Raw genomic sequence first — 20,388 nt, 5'->3', positions numbered from 1 at the left:
CGCCCATGACGGCGGCCGGCGTCCGCGGATGTGGCGGACGGTCGTGGTGGCGTGCCGGACGGGTCATGACGATGATTCAAGTACGGCCGCGCGCGCCGGGCAAGTTCGCCTCACCCGCTCTGATGAATCCTTGACGACGGCCGCCGGGAGACCGCCGAGCCCGTCAGGACGGCGGTGCGTCCGCTGCCCCTCCGAGGCCCTGACCTGGCGTGGCGGTGTCGCCCGGATGCGGTTCGGGCTTGACGTAGAGGACGTCGCGGACCTGTTCCGCGGCGCGGAGCATGCTCTCGCTGATGAAGTCGCTGAAGCGGGCGATGTTCTCCAGCCGGGCGGCGGCCTGGCTGTGGCGGCCCAGGACGCCGACACCCTGGCGTGCGGTCTCGGCGACCTGGGCGATGCCGCGGGCACTGGCGATCGTCGACTGGTACCAGACGTCGCCGTCGACGAAGTAGCGCTCGCGGCGGCGTTCGTCGCGCTTGCGGCGGATGAGGCCCTGATCGTCGAGGAACGTGATCGCCTTGGAGATGGACGCCGGGCTGACCTGGAGGTGCTGGACGAGCTCGGACGCGGTGAGGCTGCCCGCCTCGGCGATGAAGAGACAGGTCAGCACCCGGGCCACCATCCTGGGCAGGCCCTGCTGCGTCAGGAGGGTGGTGAACACCTCCTCGTACTCGCGCACGGCCGCGTCGTCGCGCCCGTGGGCCCGCGCCGGTGTCTCCCGCCCGCCGGACGGGGCCTGCTTGCGCCGGTGGGCGCGGCGTTCGGTGGCGCGATGGGCCAGGTCTGCGCGGTAGGCGGTGGGGCCGCCGTTGCGCATCACCTCGCGCGTGATCGTCGAGGTGGGGCGGTCCAGACGTCGGGCGATCTCCGCGTAGGCGAGGCCGTCGGCCAGCCCCAGCGCGATCTGCTGACGTTCCTGCTGAGTGAGCCTGCCTCCCGGCACCGCGATCTCCCTTCGTGCCCCCCTGGTGCCGCCAGCGTAGCGTTCGACCGCAGTCCAATGCAACGACCAGGGCATCTGCCATTGCGTTAGATTTACACTGGTTGCAACGAAAACTGGGCTTCTACCTGCTGTTATTCGGATCAAATGCAACATCGTCGTTGCCTGATCCTCGAACGCAACGTAGCGTTTGCGATGTCAGAAACAACGAACGAGCACCGGAGAACACCATGCAGAAGTTCGACACCACCGCCCCGATCGCCGCCGTCCTGGACGTGCCCGCCGGACGCATCCGCTTCATCGCCGCCGACCGCGCCGACACCACCGTCGAGGTCCTGCCCGCCAACCCCGCCAAGACCCGCGACGCCAAGGCCGCCGAGCAGACCAGCGTCACCTACGCCGACGGCGTCCTGCGCATCACGGCCGCCAACCCCGCCAACCAGTTCCTCGGCCCCACCGGGTCGGTGGAGGTCACCGTCCAACTGCCCACCGGCTCCCGCGTCCAGGCCAAGACCGCCAGCGCCGAGCTGCGCGGTGTCGGCCGCCTCGGCGACGTCGCCTTCGAAGGCGCCTACCGCCAGATCAAGATCGACGAAGCCGCGAGCCTGCGCCTGACCGCGGTCGACGGCGACGTCGAGGTCGGCCGGCTCGGCGGCTCCGCGGAGATCAGCACCGCGCGGGGCGACATCCGGATCAGCGAGGCCCTGGGCGGCACGGTCGTGCTCCGCACCCAGTGCGGTGACATCACGGTCGGCGCCGGCGCCGGCGTCTCGGCCGCCCTGGACGCCGGCACCGGCCACGGCCGGATCAGCAACGCCCTGAAGAACGACGGCACCACCGGGCTCGACATCCGCGCCACCACCTCCCAGGGCGACATCACCGCCCGCAGCCTCTGAGCCGCTGGGGCGCTGAGCCGCTGGGGCGCCGGGGCGCTGAACCCCTGGGCCTCCGAGCTCCGTCAGGAGCCGACCCAGCACCGCCCGGCCGGGCCACCACGATCGGGATCCGCTCGATCGTCACGGCCCGGCCGGCCGTCCGCGAGGCCCACCGCCCCCCACTCAAACTCCCCCTACTCAGGCTCCCTCTGCTCAAGTAGGACCCAGGCAGGGCCCAGGCAGGACTCCGGTAGGCTCGGCTGCTGGTGAGCCGGGAAGCCTGGTCGGCAGCGAACGACGTCCCTACTGCCACCAGGAGCCCCGCGTGCCCGCCCCGCGCTTCCCCGCATCCCGCCGCTCCGCACCCTTCGGCGGAGCCGCCTGGTACCGCGAGCGGCTGCGGACCAACCTCTGGCTGGTCCCCACCGTCGAGGCGCTGCTCTTCGCGCTGCTCTTCGCGGCCACGATCACCCTCGACCGGCTGGCGTACGACGGCCGGTTCTCCCTCGCCGACTGGGTCCTGAGCGGGACGGCCGACAGCGCGCGACAGATCCTCACCACCATCGCCGCCGCCCTCATCACCGTGGTCGGGCTGGTCTTCTCCATCACCATCGTGGCCCTGACCCTGGCCTCCACCCAGTTCGGCCCGCGGATGCTGCGCACCTTCATCCGGGACCGGGGCACCCAGCTGACCCTGGGCACCTTCGTGGCCACCTTCTTCTACACCGTGCTGGTGCTGGTCGCGATAAGCCCCGGGCCGCACGGCGACTTCGTGCCGCACCTGTCGATCACGCTCGCGCTCGGCTTCACCGTCGTCGACCTCGGCGTGCTGATCTACTTCATCCACCACATCGCCACCATGATCCAGCTGCCGCAGGTCATCGCCGTGATCGCCGATGACCTGGCCAGGGCCATCGAGGCCCACGGCGGCACCGACCAGCCCCCGTCGACGAGCGCCGACGGCGGACCCGGCACCGAGGACCTGCTGCGCCTGGTCGAGGACCTGGGAACGGTGATCCCGACCCCGACCACCGGCTACCTGCAGTTCCTCAACCACGACGAGTTGGTCCGGCTCGCCACGGCAGCGGACGCCGTGCTCCATCTCCCTTACCGCCCAGGACACTTCCTGGTCCAGGGCCAGCCGCTGGCCGTGGTCTGGCCGTCCGCCGCCGCGCCGCGACTGGCCGCTCAGCTCGCCCGGGCCCAGGTGACCGGCCCGTACCGCACCTTGACCCAGGACGTCTCCTTCGGCTTCGACCAGTTGGTCGAGATCGCCATCCGCGCCCTGTCCCCCGCCGTCAACGACACCTTCACCGCGCTGACCTGCATCGACTGGCTGAGCCACTGCCTGTGCCGGATCACCCACGGCTGGCACCCGCAGCACGCCCACCGCGACCGCTCCGGCCGCATCCGCGTCATCGCCTACCAGGCCGACTACGACCGCCTCGTCCAGCGCGCCTTCGAGAAGATCCGCCAGTGCTCGGCCGGCATGCCGGCCGTGATGATCCGTCAACTGGACGCGCTGTGCCGCGTCATGGAGCAGACCACGATCCCGCGCAGGCGCCAGGTCCTGATGGACCAGGGCGCCATGATCTGGCGCACCTGCGAGGCCTCCGTACCCGAGCCGGCCGACCGCGAGGACGTGCTGCGCCGCTACACGACACTGCTCGCGCTGCACCGGGCAGCGGAAGCACTCCCGGAGGCGGCAGTTGAGGCGGCAGCTGAGGCGGCAGCTGAGGCGGCAGTGGCCCACCTGGGCCCGCCCCACGCCTGAGGCCACACCTGCCGTCACCGTCGGCGCGGGCGCGCGGTGATCGCACCGACCGCGCGGTGCGGTTCAGGGGCGGCCTCGGGCGTCAGCTCCTCCCGGGAAGGTCATCGCCGAGACGCCGGGGCCGCAGTGCCTTTCCGACGATGTCTCGGCTGGAGACGTATCCCCAGTTCTTCGAATCCTCGCTGGCCCGGTGCCGGCCGAGTACGAGGTAGCAGCCGTCAGGGGTGGCCCGCCCTGCCCGGTCGCCGGTGATCGCCGCGAACAGCGTCGGGACGGGATCCCCCGGCGCGGCCACGACATTCTTGAGGAACAGCACGCTCCCGCCGTTCGCGCCGGAGGGACGCCTGATCAGGACCACGTCGCCTGTCACCGGCCGGCCCAGCAGTCGGCCCCGCAGCGCCACGACGCGGTCACCCGGCCGGTACTGGGGCTCCATGCTGTGGCCGTCGACCGTGATCACCACGAACATCAGGCGAACGGCGAGCAGAACCGCCACCAGGCCGACGGCGGACAGGAGGCCGACCGTCATTCCCATGTGCGTCCCGCCGCCGAAACCCTCGGGAAAACCATTTCAAAGGGTCGGGATCCGAGTGCAAGGAATTGATTCAGCAAGGTTACCCCAAACTCATCAGGGGAAATTCGTAATCAGTCGCTCCGATTCGATCCGATTCGATCCGGCGAGCGAGTGCCAGAACCGTACAGCCGGCACGGCCCCGTTTCGCAAGCGCCCGACGGCAATGTGACCCAGGTCACATCCGGCGCGAGTAGAGATTCAACAGCGGTCGGATAGAAAGCGGGAGAGCGGACGAAGAGAGCGCGACCGCAGCATGGCTTCCGGAATCAACCGCACCAATGCAACGGATGGGGGAAGAACATGCTTGCCACGCTCTCGGTGCTCGCCTCGGTCCTCGGGATCGCCACTGCCGTGAACCTCTCGCTGACCTTCGCGGTGATCCGCCGGCTGCGCGAGATGGAGGCCGGCCAGGGCGGAGCAGCGGCCGAGAAGCTGCCGCCGACCGGCTTCCCGGTAGCGGAGTTCACCGCGGAGACGGTCTCCGGTCGGTCGCTGAGCCGCGCCGACATCGCCGGCGGCGAGGCGCTGGTCGGCTTCGTGATGGTGGGCTGCGGCCCGTGCGCCCAACTCATCGACTCGCTCACCGGCGGCGCCGACACCGGGGTCGCCGACCCGCTGTTCTTCGTGATCGGCGACCCCTCCTCCGCCGAGGCGCAGGGCATCGCCGGCAAGCTCTCCCCCGTCGGCGACGTGGCGCTCGTCGCCGACGTCCCCGCGCTCACCGCGGCGTTCGGCGGGGTCAGGTCCTATCCCACGCTGATCCGGCTGCGGGACGGCGTCATCGTCCAGGCCGGGCACAACCTGGACGGCGTCCGGGCGCCGACCGCCGCCCGCCCGGCGCCGGCCGGAGGGCGCGGGTGACCCCGCCGACCCGGCTGGGCTCCACCGCCGCGGCCCTTCGCCTGGGGTGGCAGGCCTCCCCACTGGGGGTGAGCGGTCAACTCGCGCTGGCCCTGCTGTCCGGCCTGGCCCCCACCGCGACCGCCTACCTGGGCCGGCTGCTGGTCGACGGCCTGGCCGGACACACCGCGTCCGCCTCCCGGATCACCTTCCTGGCGGCCGCGGTGGCTGCTCTCGGCGGCCTGACCGCCGTGCTCACCTCGCTGTCCGTCCTGGCCGCGGCCGACATGGGACGGGCCGTCAACCTCGCCGCGCAGGACCGGCTCTACCGCCGGATCAACGACTTCCGAAGCCTGCGACCGTTCGAGGACCCGGCGACCCAGGACACCATCCGACTCGCCGAACAGGCCGCCCAGGACGCCCCCCGGCAGGTCCTCGACTTCACCCTCACCGGCGCGCGCAGCGCCGTGACGGTCGCGAGCTTCCTGTCGACCATGCTGGCCATGTGGCCGCCGATGGGGCTGCTGCTGGCCGCGACCGTCACGGTCACGGCCATCGGCCAGCTGAAGCTGGCCCGCCGGCAGGCCGAGACCACCAAGGCGATGATGGCCACCGTCCGGCGCCGGTTCTTCTACCGGACGCTGCTGACCGACCGGCGCGCCGCCATGGAGATCCGCCTGTTCGGCATCGGCCCGCTGCTGCACCGCCGAGCACAGGAGAGTCTGCGCGAGAGCAGCGACGCCGACATCGCCGTCGCCCGCCGCAACGCCGCCGTCCAGTCGGTGCTGGCGGTGCTGGCCGCGGCCGTGACGGCCGTGGCCGCCGTCGCCGTCGCCCGCCAGGTCGCGCACGGCCGGATCACCCTGGGCGAGATGACCCTCTTCACGGCCGCCGTCACCGCCGTGCAGGGCGCGCTGTCGGCGGTGCTCACCCAGTTGGGACGCACCGACGAGGCGCTGCAGCGCTTCGGGCACTACCTGACTCTGCTCGAAGCGCCCGTCGACCTGCCGGACGGCGACCGCGTGCCGGCACCGCTGCGCGAGGGGATCACCTTCGAGGACGTGTGGTTCCGCTACGGCCCCGAGAGCCCCTGGGTGCTGAAGGGCCTGGACCTCGTCCTGCCGCACGGCCGCGCGGTCGGGCTGGTGGGCGTCAACGGGGCCGGCAAGAGCACCATGGTCAAGCTGCTGTGCCGCTTCTACGACCCCGAACGGGGCCGGATCCTCATGGACGGCGTGGACATCCGCACCGTGCCCGTCGCCGAGCTGCGCCGGCGGATCGGGGCGACGTTCCAGGACTACATGACCTACGACATGAGCGCCCGGGACAACATCGGTGTGGGCGAGCCCGATCGCATGGGCGACCTCGCGCGCATCCGGGCCGCCGCCGAGAGCGCCGACATCGACCAGGCTCTCAGCGGGCTTCCGCGCGGCTACGACACCATGCTCAGCAGGATCTTCCTGGACGTGCAGCAGGAGAAGGGCGCCCTGCTCTCCGGCGGCCAGTGGCAGCGGGTGGCCCTGGCACGATCGCTGGTCCGGTCGGACGCGGAGCTGCTGATCCTCGACGAACCGAGCTCGGGCCTGGACCCGATCGCCGAGCGACGGGTGCATCAAACCCTGACCGCCCACCGGGCGGGTCGCACCAGCCTGCTGGTCTCCCACCGGCTCTCCGCGCTGCGGGAGGCCGATGTGATCGTGGTGCTCGCCGATGGCCGGATCGCCGAGCAGGGGCGGCACCACGAACTGATCAGCCTCGGCGGGCAGTACGCACAACTGTTCACCGCCCAGGCCGAGGGCTACCAGGCCGAGGGCTACCAGTACGCGGCGACCGCGGCGTCGGCCGCGGACCGGGACGAGAGGCAGCGGACATGACGGGCATCGAACTCACCTCCCGGATCACGCTGCTGGTGGTGTTCGCCGCGGCCGCGTTCAGCAAGGGCCGCAGCCGTGCGGCGCTCCACGCGTTCGCGGCCGGGTTGGCGGACATCGGCTGGCTCCCCGCCCGCCTTCGGCTGCCGACCGCGCTCGGTGTGGTGCTGGCCGAACTGGCCACGGCTCCCCTGCTGCTGGCGACGCCCAGGGCAGGCGCAGCCGTGGTCCTCGGCCTGCTGGCGGCGTTCACGGTCACCACCGTGGCCGCCGGACGCGCCGCGTCCTGCCAGTGCTTCGGCTCCGGCCACGGGCCGGCCTCCGGTGGCACCGTCGCCTTCCTGCTGCGCAACTCCCTGCTGGCCGGGGCCGCGCTGGCCGCCGGGTTGCTGCCGAGCCACCCCGCGGCGCCCGCGATGTGGGTTGCCACCGCGGGCGCCGGCACGGCGCTCGCGGCCGTCGTGGTCGGCTGGGACGAGTTGGCCTACCTGGTCCGCCCGCAGGCCAACGCCGGCGCGTGATCCAACGCCGGGTCGGCTCGCAGGATCTCACCCTCCAGCTGCGCCAGACCGTGGCCGGGCGCCAGCCCGAACTCGTCCGCCAGCAGAGCGCGGATCCGCCGGATCACCCCGAGCGCGTCGGTCTGCCGCCCGCTCCGGTACAACGCCAGGGCCAGCCGCTCCGCGACCGCCTCGAACGCCGGGTACTCGTTGAACCACGTGGTCAACTCCGGTACCAGCTCCAGGTGCCGGCCGGCCTCCAGCTCAAGGTCGGCCAGCAGCTTGCAGGCGACGACCCGCTCCTCCCCCAGCCGGGCCCTGGCCGGCTCGGCGAAGGGGGCGTCAACCCCGGTCAGCGCGGTACCGCGCCACAACTCCAGGGCGGAGCGCAGCATCCGCACCGCCTCGGCCTTGCCTCCCTGCCCCGCCAGAGTCTGGGCGGCGCCGAGCCGACGGCTGAACTCCGCCGAGTCCAATGCGCCGGCCCGCACCGACAGACGGTACCCGGCCGACTCGGAGCACAGCGAGTGGGCGAACGGCGCGGGCAAGCAGCCGCGCAGCCCGGACACCGCCGTGTGCACCTGGGCCCGGGCCGTGCGCGGCGCCTCGCACCACAGCGCGTCGACGACCTGCTCGGTGCTGACCTGCCGGTTGGCGTGGAGCAGCAGGAACGCCAGCAGCGCGCGGCGGCGCGGGCGGAGCACCTCGACCGGGTCACCCTCGGAGCGGACTTCCAACGGGCCAAGAATCGCGAACTGCACAGCACTCTCATTCCTGCGCAACGACCGTGCCGTCCGGCACGGCGGTGATGGGCGAATTGACGTCAGGAGGGCCGGAACGAGGACGGGTCGAGGCGCGGAGCCGGATCGCCGCCGTGCCAACGGCAGCTCCGGACGGGGCGCCGCGCCATCCGCGGCTCCGGCGGGTCAGGGTGGCGGAGGGGACGGCTTGGACGTGGACGCTGTCCTCCATCGGACGGAGGCGGGCGGCCCGCGGGCCGAGCCGGCCCTCCGACCGTATCGTTCCGATACTTCGTGGCCTGAGCATCGCCCAGCCGTCCAATCGCGTCCTAATATGAATCCAACGCGTCATTCATGAGCTGCCTGACCGTCAGGCACCGTTCGTTGGAGACCTTCTGATGAGGTTCGCCGTGCTCGGGCCGCTGGCCGTTCACGAGGACTCGGGAGCACGCTCGATCGGCACCCGGAAGGTGCAGCTGCTCCTGGCGCTGCTGCTGCTGGAGGCGAACCGGCCGGTATCGGTGGAGCGCATCAAACTGGCCCTCTGGGGCGACCGTCCGCCGAGCACCGTGAACGCCTCGCTCTACAATCACGTGGCCCAACTGCGCCGGGCCCTCGCGGAGCCCGAGGCCCTGCCAGGTCCCCCGCGCATATCCAGGATCGACCGCGCCTACCGCCTCCGGGTGGAGGCCGGGGAGCTCGACGCCGACGAGTTCACCGGGCTCGTCGAGGCGGCCCGCCGTTCCTACCTCCAGGAGGACTGGCCTTCGGTGGTTCGGGAGGCCGATGCCGCACTCGCCCTGTGGCGCGGCAGCCCGCTCGCCGACCTCGCCCCTTCACTGGAGGCCGAGGGTCAGCTCTCGCACCTGTCCGAAGCCCGGCTCCAGGCGCTGGAGTGGAGCTTCGACGCCCAACTCGCGCGCGGCCGGCACCACGGCCTGATTCCCCAACTCACCGCCCTGACCGCCGAGCACCCCTGGCACGAAACCTTCCACCGCCAGTTGATGCTGGTGCTGCACCGATCGGGGCGCCAGGGCGAAGCGCTCGCGGTGCACCGTCAGCTGCGCGACAGGCTGGCCGAGGACCTGGGGGTCGAGCCCGGTCCCGATGTCCGAGCGGCGCACCGCGCGATCCTCGCACCGCCCGGCGGTCGGCCGCGGGCTGTCGTGCCCCGGACCTCGCCGGCCACCGGGCAGCCTGCCGAAGAGCTTGCCGAACCGCGCCCGGGACCTGCTCAACTCCCGATGGGAACACCGTACTTCGTCGGCCGCGCGAGCCAACTCGCCGAACTGCGGGAGCATCTGACGTCCGCGGGCGAGGAGCCCGCCGTCGCCGTCGTGAGCGGCATGGCCGGAGTCGGGAAGTCGGCACTGGCCGCCCGCCTGGGCCGAAGCCTCGCCGCCCACTTCCCCGACGGCCAGCTCTACCTCGACCTGCGCGGATCGACCGCGGGAGCCACCTCGCCGACCCCCGCCGAGGCGCTGGCCCGGCTGCTCACGGCACTCGGATCCGATCCGCAGCACATCCCCGAGGATCCTGACGCCGCCTCGGCGCGGCTGCGCTCCGCCCTGCACGGCACCCGCACCCTGCTCGTCCTGGACGACGCCGGCTCGGCCGCCCTGGTCCGGCTGCTCCTGCCCGCCACCCCCGGTTGCGCGGTACTCATCACGAGCCGCTCGCCGCTCGCCACCCTGGACGGCACCCTGCGGCTCTCGCTGGCACCCCTGACGGAGTCCGAGGCACTCGCCCTGATCACCAAGGTCGTCGGCGCCGAGCGGGTGGCCGCCGACGAGTCCGCGGCCCGGAGGATCCTGGAACTCTGCGGTCGGCTGCCGCTGGCCCTGCGCGTCGTAGCGGCACGACTGGTCGCCCGGCCGTCATTGAGCCTGCGCGTGCTGGGCGGCCAACTCGCTGACGAGACCCACCGCCTGGACCATCTTGAGTACGACGATCTGAGTGTCCGAGGTTCGCTCACCATCGCCCACCGCGCTCTCACGTCCTCGGCCGACCCCGTCGAACGCCGCGCCGCCCTCGCCCTGCGCCGGCTCGGCGGGATCGCGCTGATCGAGTACGAGGCCCCCGTGGTGGCCAGACTCCTCGACTGCTCGGTGCCCGAGGCCGAGGCGGCCCTGGGCCGCCTGGTGGAGGTCGCGCTGGTGGAGGAGGTGCAGCCCGGCCGCTACGCACTGCACAACCTGATCCGCCACTTCTCCCGCGAGCTCAGCCTGCGCGGGGACTCCGACCACGATCGAGCCGCGGCGGCCGGCCGGGCCGTGCGCTGGTACGCGGAACTGGCGGGCGGCACGGCGCTGAGACTCCAGCCCGCCGAGACGGGCAGGCAGCGAGTCCTCCAGGACACGGCGGCAACCGAGGTCTTCACCGACACGGCGTCCGCGATGGCCTGGTACGACAAGGAGTACTGCAACCTCCGCACCTTGATCGAGCACCACATCGCGCACCCGACCACCCGGCCACTGACCCTGGTCCTGGTCAGGGCGCTGAGCCCGGCGATGCAGCATCGTGGCGACTGGACCGCGATCAGGAACCTGAACGAGCTGGCGCTGACGACCGCCCGCGGTTGCGCCGACCACCGGGCGGAAGCCTTCGCCCTGCACGACGGCGCCTGCTCGCACTTCATGACCGGCGACTTCGACACCGGCCTGGCCCGCATCGAAGCGGCGCTCGCACTCTGGCGGGAGCTGGGGAACCGGCATTTCGAGCTGGCGGCCTTGAACAACCGGGGCCTGATCCTCGAATCCCTCGGGCGGTACGCGGAGGCCGCCGAGGTCATCGAAGGCGTCCTCGAACTCGACCAGGCGGCGGACGACTACACCCGGGCCGTGGCGCTCAACAACCTGGGCAACCTCTACGAGCACACCGACCCCCTGAAGGCCATCCGGACCCACCAACGCAGCCTGGAGGTCGGCCTGAGGCTGGGGCTGGGGGGATTCCAGTACACCCCGCACTCCAACATCGGGTTCGCCCACCTGAGCCTGCACCGGCCGGACCGAGCGCTGCCGCACTTCGAAGAAGCCATGCGCCTGCTCGCCCAGCACGACGGCGACTGGATGACCGAGTACACGGCGCGCCTCGGGTACGTGAGGGCCCTGCGTGAACTCGGCCTCCACGAGCGCGCGGCCGCGGAGTGCCAACAGCTGATCGAATCGACCCGAGCCCACGACGACACGTACAGCGAGGGCCTCGCCCGTCACCAGTACGGGCTCGTACTCCAGGAGACGTGCGATACCGCGCTGGCTGTCGAGCAGTGGGGGCTCGCTCTCACGGCACTGGTGGCGACGGACAACGCGGCGGTCCTGGGTGAGCTGCGGGACCTGCTCGCGGCGGCCGCCGGATGAGCGGGGTCGGCCTCCCGCGCTGAGGGTCCCTGCCCTCGGCGCGGAACCGGATCGTCGGGCGCGGACCTGCCCGAACCTGCCGAACCTGCCCGAACCTGCTCGCGGAGACCGAAGAGGACCTGGAGAGGAGGCGGGAAGGAGGCGGGGAGGAGCCGGGAAGGAGCCGGAGAGGAGCCGGAGAGCGGTGGCGGGCAGCATGGTCGGTCAGTGACAAACCGCGATTGACGCCCGGAATTCCACCGGGGCGGAGGGAGAAACTGATGCGAGGTACCTTGCGTGGAATCGGCGATCGACTTCTTGGTGTGCTCCTCCACCAGAAGTCCGCGCAGGCAGGCTGCTCACCCTCCTGCGAGTGTGTAGCACCCGGGGCGGATCCGTGCGCCGTTCAGTGCTGCTACACGCCGAACTGCTGTAGCTACTGCTTCTGAGTCCCTCAGCAGGAGGAGAGTTCCCGCTGGTAGCGGCCCGCACCCCGCGGTGCGGCCGGCCCCGGCGCCCGCCTCGTCGAGGCAGGGCGTCGGGGCCGGCCGCTCTCTACCGCGGGGTACGGCGGTAGGGTGCAGCCGTGATCAACACGTGGAACGCCGACCGGCCCTTCCCGCCGCTCGACGGCAGGTGATCCCGGATGCGTAGCCTCGACCTGCACCCCATCTTCCGCAACAACCGCGACATCGAACTGGCGATGCGTCAGTTCCTCTTCGCCTCGGCCCAGTCGGGCGACCGGGTCGCCGAGATCATCCCGGGGAAGGGCTCGGGGCAGCTGATGCGGCGAGTGCTGGCCTTCCTGGACCAGAAGCACATCCGCAAGCTGTACCTGCGGCACGAGTTGGACCCGAAGAACCCCGGCCGGGTGCTGGTGCACTTCCGGGAGCAGTGAGGCCTGCCCGCGGAGCCTAGCGCGCGCCCTCGGCGTCCAGCCATGGCGGCGTGCGGAACATCCCCCCATACATCGGGAGTTCGATGCCCGCGCCGTGGCGGGCGAGCTGGGCCCAGGGGCGGTTGAGGCCGGCCGAGCCGTAACGGCGCACCCGGGTGACGGTGTCCAGGTCCAGGACGTCGACCAGGACCTCCTCGCCGGAGCCGGCCTGCTGGCGGACGATGCCCTCGGGGTCCACGATGGCGCTGGCGCCGACGCCGGCCGGGTCGGCGGCGTTGACGTTGACGACGTAGAGCTGGTTGGTCCAGGCGTTGGCGCGGGCGCAGACCAGTTCCATCTCGCGGTCGCGGGTGGTGGTCAGGGTGGGCTGGATGACGACCTCCGCTCCCATCCAGGCGAGTTGGCGCATGGTCTCGGGGAAGGAGCCGTCGTAGCAGATGGCCAGTCCCACCCGGCCGATCCCGGGGATGTCGAAGACGGTGAACCCGGTCCCGGGAGCGGCCTTCTCATAGGGCTGCCAGGGGAAGACCTTGCGGTAGCGGGCGACGATCTCGCCCTGGGGGGAGACCGCGAGCGCGGTGTTGTGGATGCGGCCGTCCTCCGCGCGCTCGAAGACGCTGCCGGGCACGAGCCACAGACCGGTCTCCACCGCGAGGGCCCGGATCCGGTCGGTGAGCGGGCCGGGGATGGTGACGGCGGCCCGCTCCATCCAGTCGGCGGGCGCCGGGCCCAGCAGCGGTCCTTCGGCGGCCAGCAGCAGTTCGGGGACGGTGACCAGCTGGACGTGGGGGAACAGCTCGCGGGTGGTGCGGACCTGGTCGGCGAAGCGCAGCCAGCCGGCTTCGAGGTCGTGGGGCACGGGGGCGGTCTGCAGGGCGGCGATGGCGAGTGTGCGCATGGGTGTCAGTCCTCGGTGATGGTGAGCTGCGCGACGGCGGTGCGGCCTTCGCGGAAGAAGCGGGGGAAGCGGGCGCGGGCGATCAGTACGGCCACCGCGCCCAGGGCGATGGAGCCGACGCCGAGCAGGAACACTCCCCCGACACCGTGGAAGGAGGTGCTGCCGTAGGTGGGGGCGTACATGTCGTGGGCGCTGCGGGCGAAGGCCGCCAGCATCATCACGGCGCCCAGCAGCGGCAGGACGCCCTTCATCACCAGGTCGCGCGGCGAGTCGCGCAGTTGCCCGCGGAAGTGCCAGACGCAGGCCAGGGCGGTGGTGCCGTAGTAGCCGGCGATCAGCAGGCCGACGCAGAGGATCGCGTCGCCGAGGAACCTCGGCGAGAGGAGCTGGAGCAGGACCAGCAGGGCGGCGGTGGTCGCGCCGAAGAAGACCGTCCCGAACCCGGGGGTGCGGTGGCGCGGGTGGATGCGGGCGAACGCCGGGGGCAGGGCGCCGTGCGAGGCCATCGACAGGGTGGCACGGGAGCTGCTGATGAGGCTGGTGAGCAGGGCGGAGAGAGCCGAGAGGCAGATGGCGAGCTGGACCCCCCTGGCCAGAGCCGTGCCGAGCACCGAGGGGGCGAGGGTGGCCAGGATGTCGGTGGCGTTGGCGGGGTTGCCCAGTCCGATGCCGCTGCCGGCGGTGCCGGCGAAGCTGATCGCGGCGAAGGCGGTGAACAGGTAGGTGCCCAGCAGGACGAAGGTGGAGATGAGCACGGCCCGCCCGGGGACCCGGTCGCTGTCACTGGTCTCCTCGTTGACCGTGATCAGCGCGTCCCAGCCCCAGTAGATGAACAGGCAGAGCAGCACCGCCTGGGCGCAGGAGCCGAAGCCGCCGAAGGCCAGGGGGTCGAGCCAGGCCGGGGACGGGGCGGCGGCGTGCTGCCGCAGGAGGGCGGCGGCGCCGAACCCGAACAGGGCGGTGAGCTGCAGTCCCAGCAGGACGTACTGGAGCGGGGCGGCGATCCGCAGGCCCCTGCGGGCGACGGCGGTGAGGGCCGCCAGCAGCAGGACGGCGGTGGCGGTCACGGCGGCGCTGCTCCGCTCCAGCGCGTGCAGGCCGAGCGCCTGGAGCAGGTAGTCGGCGCCGACCTGGGACAGGGCCGTCATCGCGATCACCGTGGCGACCTGCACCACCCAGCCGCCGGTGAGCCAGCCGGTCAGCGGGCCGAAGGCGCGGGTGGTCCAGACGAAGGTCGTGCCGCAGTCCGGCATCTGCCGGTTGAGCTCGCGGAAGGCGAAGGCGGTGAAGAGGATCGGCACGAAGCCGAGCAGCAGCGCGGCCGGGGCGAGGTGCCCGACGGCCAGGGTGACCAGGCCGAGGGTGACGGCGATGCTGTAAGCCGGCGCCACCGAGGACAGGCCCAGGGCGACGGCCGCCGCCAGGCCGACGGAGCCGGCGCGCAGCCCTTTGCCGGGGGCGGTATCGGGGGTGGTATCGGGGGCGGGCGGGGCGGCGGCCTTGGGGCCGGTGTCGGTTCTGTGGCCGGTGTCGGTTCTGTGGCCGGTGTCGGTTCTGTGGCCGGTGTCGGTCGGGTTCGTCGTCACGGTGGGGGCTCCTGACGCTGGTGCGGCACTGCTTGTTAAATCTGGATTTAAGATCCTGGCGCCAATGCCGTCAAGAGCTGTGCTGTTGTTGTTAAAATCAGAGATAGACATCCGAGCGAAGGAGAGGGGACGCCGTGGCGGCGAAGAAGGGCGGCGGGAAAGAGGCCCGCCGGGCCGAGCTGGGCGCTGCCGTGCAGCGCGCCCTGCTGGTGCGCGGGCTGGAGGGCCTGCGTCTGCGCGACATCGCCGAGGAGGCCGGCGTCACCCCGGCCGCGGTGCTCTACTACGGCGATCTGGACGCCTTGGTCCACGAGACCTACCAGCTGGCCATCGAGCGCTACAGCCAGGACCGCGAGCAGGCCGCCGACCGCTTCGCCGACGCCCGCGACAAGCTCCGGTCCTGCATCGACCACGGCGTCGCCGGCGGACCCGACGACGCCCTGACCCGGCTGCTCTTCGAGTACTGGCCGCGCTGCCTGCGCGACGCCAGGGCCGCGGCGCTGGACAGCGCATTGACGGAGCGTCAGATCGCCGTCTACGCGGGCATCCTGGTGCTGGGTCAGGCCCAGGGCCACTTCACCCTCCAGGACCCGCCCCGCCTGCTCGCCGCCAACTTCGTCGCCATGGAGGACGGTTACCAGATGGAGGTCCTCGCCGGCCGCCGCACCCGCGCCGAGGTGGTCAGCGCCCTGCACGCCCACGCCCGCGCGGTCACCGGCCACGACCTGGGCGAGGAGCGCTGACCTCGGGGGCGAGGGCACGGAGGTCCGGGGAGCGGTGGGCAGATCGCGCCGATGCAGCGCCGCACCGCACGCCCTCGCGGCATCGCCCAGGCGCTCGGTCAACTGCGCGGAACACCTCCGCTACGCTGCCGCCATGACGATCAAGGCTGTCGTTTTCGATGTCGGCGAGTGCCTGGTGGACGAGACCCGTGAGTACGGCACCTGGGCGGACTGGCTCGGCGTTCCCCGCCACACCTTCGTCGCCCAGTTCGGCGCCGTCATCGCCCAGGGTCGCGACTACCGCGAGACGTTCCAGATCTTCCGGCCCGGCTTCGACCTGTACGAGGAGCGTGACAAGCGCGCGGCGGCCGGGCGACCAGAGACCTTCGACGAGGCCGACCTCTACCCGGACGTCCGACCTGCACTCGCCCGGCTCCGCGCGGACGGCCTGTGGTTGGCCATCGCCGGGAACCAGACGGTGCGGGCCGGCAGGATCCTGCGGGAGCTCTTCACCGGCGACGTCGACCTGATCGGCACCTCGGACGACTGGGGCGCCAGCAAGCCCGACCCACTCTTCTTCGAACGCGTCGCCCAGGTCACCCCGGCCGAGCCCCGCGAGACCCTGTATGTCGGCGACCGCCTCGACAACGACGTACTCCCGGCGCTCGCCGCCGGGATGCGCACCGCGCTTCTCCGGCGGGGGCCATGGGGCTGGATCCAGCAGCACGACCCGGCCGCCGACCGGTCCACGCTCCGGATCGATTCGCTGGCGGAGCTGCCCGAACTGATCACCGATCTCAACGCTGAAGCGAGTTGAGCGTCGCCGACCAGGAGTAGAGCCGGTCGTCGACCTGCTGGAGAGCAGCCATCTCCTGCCAGAGGACAGCTCACACGCTCGAATCAACGCCCGGGATCAGCGCACCACTGGGATCCGCCCCGACCGCCAGTCGTTCAGCCGCTTCCGGATGGACGCCACCATCGGCAGCCCGTCCACCTCCGCAGGCGTGAACCAGGCGACCTCCGTCGACTCGTCCGACACCTCCAGGTCCCCGCCGACCGGTCGGCCAAGCAGGCAGATCGAGAACTCCTGCCTCACCTCGCCATCGTCGTAGGCGAAGACGTGCCCAGGGCTGGTGTACGTTCCGACGATCCCGGTCACCTCGATGCGGATGCCGGTCTCCTCCAGGGTCTCCCTGATTCCGCACTGCTCCAGGGACTCGCCCAACTCCATCCTGCCGCCGGGGAGCGCCCACATCCCGTTGTCGGTGCGGCGCTGGAGCAGGACGCGGCCGTCGTCGCCGACCACCACCACCGACGCGGCGGGCACCAGGCTGTTCGGCTCAGGTGCGTTCGGATCGTCCTCGTAGTCACGCCTCGGCATGCTGCGCCACCTCCATGTCCCAGCTGTTCCGGCCACGACCCCACAGCTCGTCGACGTGCTCCAGGAAGCGGTCGAACATGCCGTGGGTGCCTCTCCTCCTGCGGGGGAGCACCAGCAGATCGCACGCTGTCCGAGGGCCTCCTTGCGGCATGCGGCAGCTCAGGGGCGGCGCAGGTGGTGGAGCAGAAGCAGCGCCGCAACCGCGTTCGCGCTTCGAATCTCGCCCTTCGCCACCAGGTCGGGTACGTGGCTGAGCGGCACCCAGTCGCGGCGCTCGGACTCGAAGTCGTCCTCCGGGTGACCTACGTATTCAGCGCTTTCGGACCAGTAGACGTGGTGCCGGCCGTCGGCCAGGCCGTTGGACGGCTCGACCGTGAGCAGGTGCCGAAGCGGACCGGGGCGCCAGCCGGTCTCTTCGAGCATCTCGCGGGCCGCTGCCTCCTCAACCCGTTCACCGTCCTCGACCACGCCGGCCGCCAGTTCCCACCCCCAACTGTCGGTGATGAAGCGGTGGCGCCAGATCAAGAGCGCCTCGCCGCGCTCGTTGACGGTGGTGGCCAGAGCGACGGGCCGCTGACGCAACACGTAATGGTCGAGGTGGCGTCCATCAGGCAGTTGGACGTCGGCGAGGTTGACCCTCAGCCAAGGGTTCTCATAGACGGTGCGCTCGCTCAAGTTCTGCCACGCCGACGACACGCTGTCCTCCCGATCTCGACCTGTACTGATCAGCGTAGGCCAGTCACAGGGGCACCGAGAGCGACGCGTCGATCCGGTCCACCGCGTCGCGAGCCGCTGCGGTCCGGTGGTTGACCAACTGTCGGCGAAGCGCGACGAACCGGTCCCGCAGCCGCTGAGACTCCATACCGCCCGCCAGTCGCAAAGCTGACACCGCGTTGGCCGCGGCTTGCTCCACCTCGCCGCGGCCGATGTCCACAGTGGTCAGCGTGGCCATGCGGTGCACCTGCCCCCTAGGGTGCGCCTGAACGCGCACGGCTTCCTCAGCGTAGGTCCGGGCGGGGCTCCAGTCGCCGAGGCTGATCAGCGCCTCGGCCAGCTGGGCCTCGACCAGACCCGGCTGCACGTACCCGGTCTCGGGCGGTTCTTCCTCGTGTCGGATGCTGGCCGCCGCAGCCTCGGCGCGGGCCATGGCCCGGTGGGCACCGGCAGCGTCACCCATCCGTGCGAAGGCCTTGGCCTGCATCGCGCTCAGGTCAGTGGCAAGCGCCGGACTGATGGCCGCACCTGCGCTCCGGACGCCGACTTCGGCGAAGCCGACGGCCTGTCGGTAGTCCCGCAGGAACAGTGCCTGGTTGACGAGCAGGGCGACGACATAGCCTCCGAACGCCCGGTCCCCGGAGGCCTTGGCGAGGCGCAGGGCATGGTGGAAGTACCGCTGTGCCAGACCCTGGTGGTCGGAGTCGTAGGCGCAGATTCCGGCGACCGCGACGAGGCCGCCAGTCGCCCGGAGCAGGTCCCGGCCTACCGCGTCGGTGTAGGTGCCGCGGACAAGCGGTGCTGTGTGGGTGGCGAGGAAGCCGACGACTCGGTCCCGCGTGGCCACGCCACCTGAGGCGCGGTACATCTGCTCGTAATGGGTCCGTGCTGTGCGGAGCATCACGAGGTCTGCCTGGCCGACTCGCAGGCTGCCCACTCGGGAGACGTCAGCATCTTCCGGGGGGTTCTCCCACTCCCAGACCGGGACGATCGCCGGGGTTCCCACTATCGCCGGCGTGCTCTCGACCTTGCTGCGGTGCTGCTGGTCGGAGCGCCACAGAGCGGTTGCGCGGTCCACGAACGTCCCGAGCGCGGTGGGCCGGGGCAGGGCGTTCGGCGTGCCCATCCCGATGTCGTCCAAGCTGATCGGTCGACCCAGATGGCAGCTGAACGCCTCGCAGAGCAGGGCCGGCACCTGGCCGCGAGGACGTTCGCCGCGGAGCCAGCGGGCCACCGCGGTGTGGTCGTATCGCGTGCGCTTCGCGCTCCTGGCGCTGGCCTGGTTGACGCGAGCTGCGAGGCCGCCGTGGGACCAGCCGGCTTCCTCGATCAGGACTTCGAGCAGGACGTTAGGCTCCATCGGAGCACCTCACATAATGACTTGACGTCCCATCAGGCTAGCGAGTCCCGGTTCACACGAGGTGTGAACCGAGTGCTCGACCTGGCTGTCCGCACACGCTCCCGGAGCCACGCGCTCAGGGCCAGCATGGCGTCATGCAATGGACATCGAAGGAGATCCGGCCCGTAGTGGCCTGCCCCGAGCACGCCGAGGAGGCGAGTTGATGGCCCCCGTCACCGACCGGCGGCACACCGATCTCTACGTCAGCGCCGCCACCTTCCTCACCGAGCACGGCCTCCACCCCGACCCCGCCGCCCACCTCGCGCACGGTTACGTCGACCTGTGTCTGGCGGCGTGGCCGGGCTCGTCCGGTGCGCCGCTCGACCTGGCGACGCGTTGGGCGGTGTGGACGTGGCTGGCGGATGACGTCCTCGACCGGGAGTTGCGCGATGCCGAGCCGGCCACCGTGCCGGCGTTCGTCCACGCGCTCATCATCGCCCTGAACGGGAAGCGGCAGGACGAGGGCCCGCACGCCACCCAGCCGGTGGTGCGCGCCCTGTGCGCGCTGTCGCGGGAGACCCAGGCTTCGATGCCCGAGGCGTGGTGGCGGCGCTACCGGGAGCAGATGATCGACTGGATCGACGCCGCGGCGGCCAAGTTGGTGCGTTTCGTGCAGCCGGCGCGGGTCCCGTCGCTGAGCCAGTACCTGGCACTGCGACCGGCCGACGGCGGCATGCTGCTGGCCGCGATGTGGTGCGAGGTGGCAGAGGAGTGCGTCACGCCGCAGTGGACGGCGCCCGTGGTGCGGCTGCTGCTCGACGCCTTCTCGACGGTCGGCTATCTGGCCAACGATCTCGCCGCCGCTGTCGCTGTCGACCGTGACCGCTTCGGCGTGGTCGACGCCTTGCGGGTGGCCGAGGAGCTGACGCGGCCCCAGGCGCGGGCGCGGGCCGAGGAGTGGCTGATCGCCGAGCGGTGCCGCTTCGAGGTGCTCTGCCGTGCGGCGCGCACGGACCCCGCGCTGGACGACGCCACGCACCGGCTCGCCCACGCCCTCGACCGCTTCCTGCGGGCGCTGACGGCCTGGACTGCGAGCAGCCCCAGGTACCGTCCACCCGCCGCCGTGGCCGAGGCGGCAGCCCGGTGACGCCGTACCAGGAACGGGCGCTCGCCGAACTGCGGCTGCTCGGCGCGCAGTTGCAGGACGCCGCGGTGCGGGGCGCCGGGACCGCGGTGCTGGACGCGGTGCTCGCGAGCATGCGCGAGGTGGACGGGGGGATCCACGGGCACCTGGCAGCTGAGCTCGGCATTCACCATCCGCACCCGACGCGGCCCCACACGCGCCCCAGTTGACGCACCGGCACGCCGAGCGCGCTTGCCACCAGAGGCATCCCTCCACGT

Annotated in this window: 19 protein-coding genes; 11 read left to right on the top strand and 8 right to left on the bottom strand. The window is 71.6% G+C overall.

Annotated features, from left to right (window positions below; all coding sequences use genetic code 11):
• Positions 1–163: 163 nt before the first annotated feature.
• A complete protein-coding gene (locus OG455_RS34265; protein WP_266300185.1) occupies positions 164–943 on the bottom strand; it encodes a helix-turn-helix domain-containing protein in 780 nt (259 codons plus the stop codon).
• A 227-nt stretch (positions 944–1,170) separates the two neighbouring features.
• On the opposite strand from OG455_RS34265, the gene OG455_RS34260 reads away from it, so the two are divergent.
• Entirely contained in the window at positions 1,171–1,836 is a 666-nt protein-coding gene (locus tag OG455_RS34260; protein ID WP_266300184.1) for a DUF4097 family beta strand repeat-containing protein, read from the top strand.
• A gap of 304 nt (positions 1,837–2,140) precedes the next feature.
• Entirely contained in the window at positions 2,141–3,589 is a 1,449-nt protein-coding gene (locus OG455_RS34255) for a DUF2254 domain-containing protein (protein WP_266300183.1), read from the top strand.
• 82 nt (positions 3,590–3,671) lie between these two features.
• Here the strand turns inward: OG455_RS34255 and OG455_RS34250 are convergent, their stop codons facing one another.
• Positions 3,672–4,118, bottom strand: coding sequence for a S26 family signal peptidase (locus OG455_RS34250; protein ID WP_266300182.1), 447 nt, complete (start codon positions 4,116–4,118; stop codon positions 3,672–3,674).
• 345 nt (positions 4,119–4,463) lie between these two features.
• Here OG455_RS34250 and OG455_RS34245 point away from each other — a divergent pair, with 345 nt between their 5' ends.
• The 3 genes from OG455_RS34245 to OG455_RS34235 are packed head-to-tail and all read left to right on the top strand — an operon-like array spanning position 4,464 to position 7,395.
• Positions 4,464–5,024, top strand: a complete 561-nt coding sequence (locus OG455_RS34245; protein ID WP_266300181.1) for a hypothetical protein — start codon at positions 4,464–4,466, stop codon at positions 5,022–5,024.
• A complete protein-coding gene (locus tag OG455_RS34240; RefSeq protein ID WP_266300180.1) occupies positions 5,021–6,877 on the top strand; it encodes an ABC transporter ATP-binding protein in 1,857 nt (618 codons plus the stop codon). The genes OG455_RS34245 and OG455_RS34240 overlap by 4 nt, the downstream gene beginning before the upstream one ends.
• Positions 6,874–7,395 carry a MauE/DoxX family redox-associated membrane protein gene (locus OG455_RS34235; RefSeq protein ID WP_266300179.1) on the top strand — a complete coding sequence of 174 codons (522 nt, stop codon included), beginning with the start codon at positions 6,874–6,876 and terminating at the stop codon, positions 7,393–7,395. The genes OG455_RS34240 and OG455_RS34235 overlap by 4 nt, the downstream gene beginning before the upstream one ends.
• On the opposite strand, the gene OG455_RS34230 is transcribed toward OG455_RS34235, so the two are convergent.
• Positions 7,359–8,135 (bottom strand): AfsR/SARP family transcriptional regulator, encoded by a 777-nt coding sequence (locus OG455_RS34230; protein ID WP_266300178.1) that lies wholly within the window; start codon positions 8,133–8,135, stop codon positions 7,359–7,361. The two genes, OG455_RS34235 and OG455_RS34230, sit on opposite strands and share 37 nt — an antisense overlap.
• Before the next feature lie 377 nt (positions 8,136–8,512).
• On the opposite strand from OG455_RS34230, the gene OG455_RS34225 reads away from it, so the two are divergent.
• Both OG455_RS34225 and OG455_RS34220 read left to right on the top strand, forming a co-directional pair.
• Positions 8,513–11,470 (top strand): BTAD domain-containing putative transcriptional regulator, encoded by a 2,958-nt coding sequence (locus OG455_RS34225; RefSeq protein ID WP_266300177.1) that lies wholly within the window; start codon positions 8,513–8,515, stop codon positions 11,468–11,470.
• Between the two features lie 625 nt (positions 11,471–12,095).
• Positions 12,096–12,347: a Smr/MutS family protein gene (locus OG455_RS34220; RefSeq protein ID WP_266300176.1), complete on the top strand. Its 252-nt coding sequence runs from the start codon at positions 12,096–12,098 to the stop codon at positions 12,345–12,347.
• 16 nt (positions 12,348–12,363) lie between these two features.
• On the opposite strand, the gene OG455_RS34215 is transcribed toward OG455_RS34220, so the two are convergent.
• Both OG455_RS34215 and OG455_RS34210 read right to left on the bottom strand, forming a co-directional pair.
• Positions 12,364–13,245 carry a carbon-nitrogen hydrolase family protein gene (locus tag OG455_RS34215; RefSeq protein WP_266300175.1) on the bottom strand — a complete coding sequence of 294 codons (882 nt, stop codon included), beginning with the start codon at positions 13,243–13,245 and terminating at the stop codon, positions 12,364–12,366.
• Positions 13,246–13,250: 5 nt separating this feature from the next.
• Positions 13,251–14,831 (bottom strand): APC family permease, encoded by a 1,581-nt coding sequence (locus tag OG455_RS34210; RefSeq protein ID WP_266300174.1) that lies wholly within the window; start codon positions 14,829–14,831, stop codon positions 13,251–13,253.
• A gap of 134 nt (positions 14,832–14,965) precedes the next feature.
• Here OG455_RS34210 and OG455_RS34205 point away from each other — a divergent pair, with 134 nt between their 5' ends.
• Positions 14,966–15,574 (top strand): TetR/AcrR family transcriptional regulator, encoded by a 609-nt coding sequence (locus OG455_RS34205; RefSeq protein WP_266300173.1) that lies wholly within the window; start codon positions 14,966–14,968, stop codon positions 15,572–15,574.
• A gap of 133 nt (positions 15,575–15,707) precedes the next feature.
• Positions 15,708–16,370: an HAD family hydrolase gene (locus tag OG455_RS34200; RefSeq protein WP_266300172.1), complete on the top strand. Its 663-nt coding sequence runs from the start codon at positions 15,708–15,710 to the stop codon at positions 16,368–16,370.
• Between the two features lie 96 nt (positions 16,371–16,466).
• Here OG455_RS34200 and OG455_RS34195 read toward each other — a convergent pair whose 3' ends face one another.
• The 3 genes from OG455_RS34195 to OG455_RS34185 all read right to left on the bottom strand — a co-directional run bounded on the left by OG455_RS34195 (position 16,467) and on the right by OG455_RS34185 (position 19,008).
• The gene (locus tag OG455_RS34195) at positions 16,467–16,934 is read right to left on the bottom strand and encodes an NUDIX hydrolase (RefSeq protein ID WP_266300171.1); all 468 of its coding nucleotides are present in this window, start codon (positions 16,932–16,934) and stop codon (positions 16,467–16,469) included.
• Between the two features lie 159 nt (positions 16,935–17,093).
• Entirely contained in the window at positions 17,094–17,630 is a 537-nt protein-coding gene (locus OG455_RS34190; protein WP_266300170.1) for an NUDIX hydrolase, read from the bottom strand.
• A 43-nt stretch (positions 17,631–17,673) separates the two neighbouring features.
• Positions 17,674–19,008 carry a transcriptional regulator gene (locus tag OG455_RS34185; protein ID WP_266300169.1) on the bottom strand — a complete coding sequence of 445 codons (1,335 nt, stop codon included), beginning with the start codon at positions 19,006–19,008 and terminating at the stop codon, positions 17,674–17,676.
• A 202-nt stretch (positions 19,009–19,210) separates the two neighbouring features.
• On the opposite strand from OG455_RS34185, the gene OG455_RS34180 reads away from it, so the two are divergent.
• Entirely contained in the window at positions 19,211–20,134 is a 924-nt protein-coding gene (locus OG455_RS34180; protein ID WP_266300168.1) for a hypothetical protein, read from the top strand.
• Positions 20,131–20,340 carry a hypothetical protein gene (locus tag OG455_RS34175; RefSeq protein ID WP_266300167.1) on the top strand — a complete coding sequence of 70 codons (210 nt, stop codon included), beginning with the start codon at positions 20,131–20,133 and terminating at the stop codon, positions 20,338–20,340. Before OG455_RS34180 ends, OG455_RS34175 begins: the two co-directional genes overlap by 4 nt.
• The last annotated feature ends 48 nt before the right edge of the window (positions 20,341–20,388 follow it).

The sequence above is a fragment of the Kitasatospora sp. NBC_01287 genome (assembly GCF_026340565.1).
Classification (GTDB): domain Bacteria; phylum Actinomycetota; class Actinomycetes; order Streptomycetales; family Streptomycetaceae; genus Kitasatospora.
Note: the sequence above shows the minus strand (reverse complement) of the source record. Positions and strands in the feature narration are given on the sequence as shown.

Excerpts from the sequence above, each read along its gene's own strand:
- OG455_RS34260 (WP_266300184.1), top strand. The coding sequence starts at position 1,171 with ATGCAGAAGTTCGACACCACCGCCCCGATCGCCGCCGTCCTGGACGTG.
- OG455_RS34250 (WP_266300182.1), bottom strand. The coding sequence starts at position 4,118 with ATGACGGTCGGCCTCCTGTCCGCCGTCGGCCTGGTGGCGGTTCTGCTC.
- OG455_RS34245 (WP_266300181.1), top strand. The coding sequence starts at position 4,464 with ATGCTTGCCACGCTCTCGGTGCTCGCCTCGGTCCTCGGGATCGCCACT.
- OG455_RS34235 (WP_266300179.1), top strand. The coding sequence starts at position 6,874 with ATGACGGGCATCGAACTCACCTCCCGGATCACGCTGCTGGTGGTGTTC.
- OG455_RS34225 (WP_266300177.1), top strand. The coding sequence starts at position 8,513 with ATGAGGTTCGCCGTGCTCGGGCCGCTGGCCGTTCACGAGGACTCGGGA.
- OG455_RS34220 (WP_266300176.1), top strand. The coding sequence starts at position 12,096 with ATGCGTAGCCTCGACCTGCACCCCATCTTCCGCAACAACCGCGACATC.
- OG455_RS34215 (WP_266300175.1), bottom strand. The coding sequence starts at position 13,245 with ATGCGCACACTCGCCATCGCCGCCCTGCAGACCGCCCCCGTGCCCCAC.
- OG455_RS34200 (WP_266300172.1), top strand. The coding sequence starts at position 15,708 with ATGACGATCAAGGCTGTCGTTTTCGATGTCGGCGAGTGCCTGGTGGAC.
- OG455_RS34195 (WP_266300171.1), bottom strand. The coding sequence starts at position 16,934 with ATGCCGAGGCGTGACTACGAGGACGATCCGAACGCACCTGAGCCGAAC.
- OG455_RS34185 (WP_266300169.1), bottom strand. The coding sequence starts at position 19,008 with ATGGAGCCTAACGTCCTGCTCGAAGTCCTGATCGAGGAAGCCGGCTGG.
- OG455_RS34180 (WP_266300168.1), top strand. The coding sequence starts at position 19,211 with ATGGCCCCCGTCACCGACCGGCGGCACACCGATCTCTACGTCAGCGCC.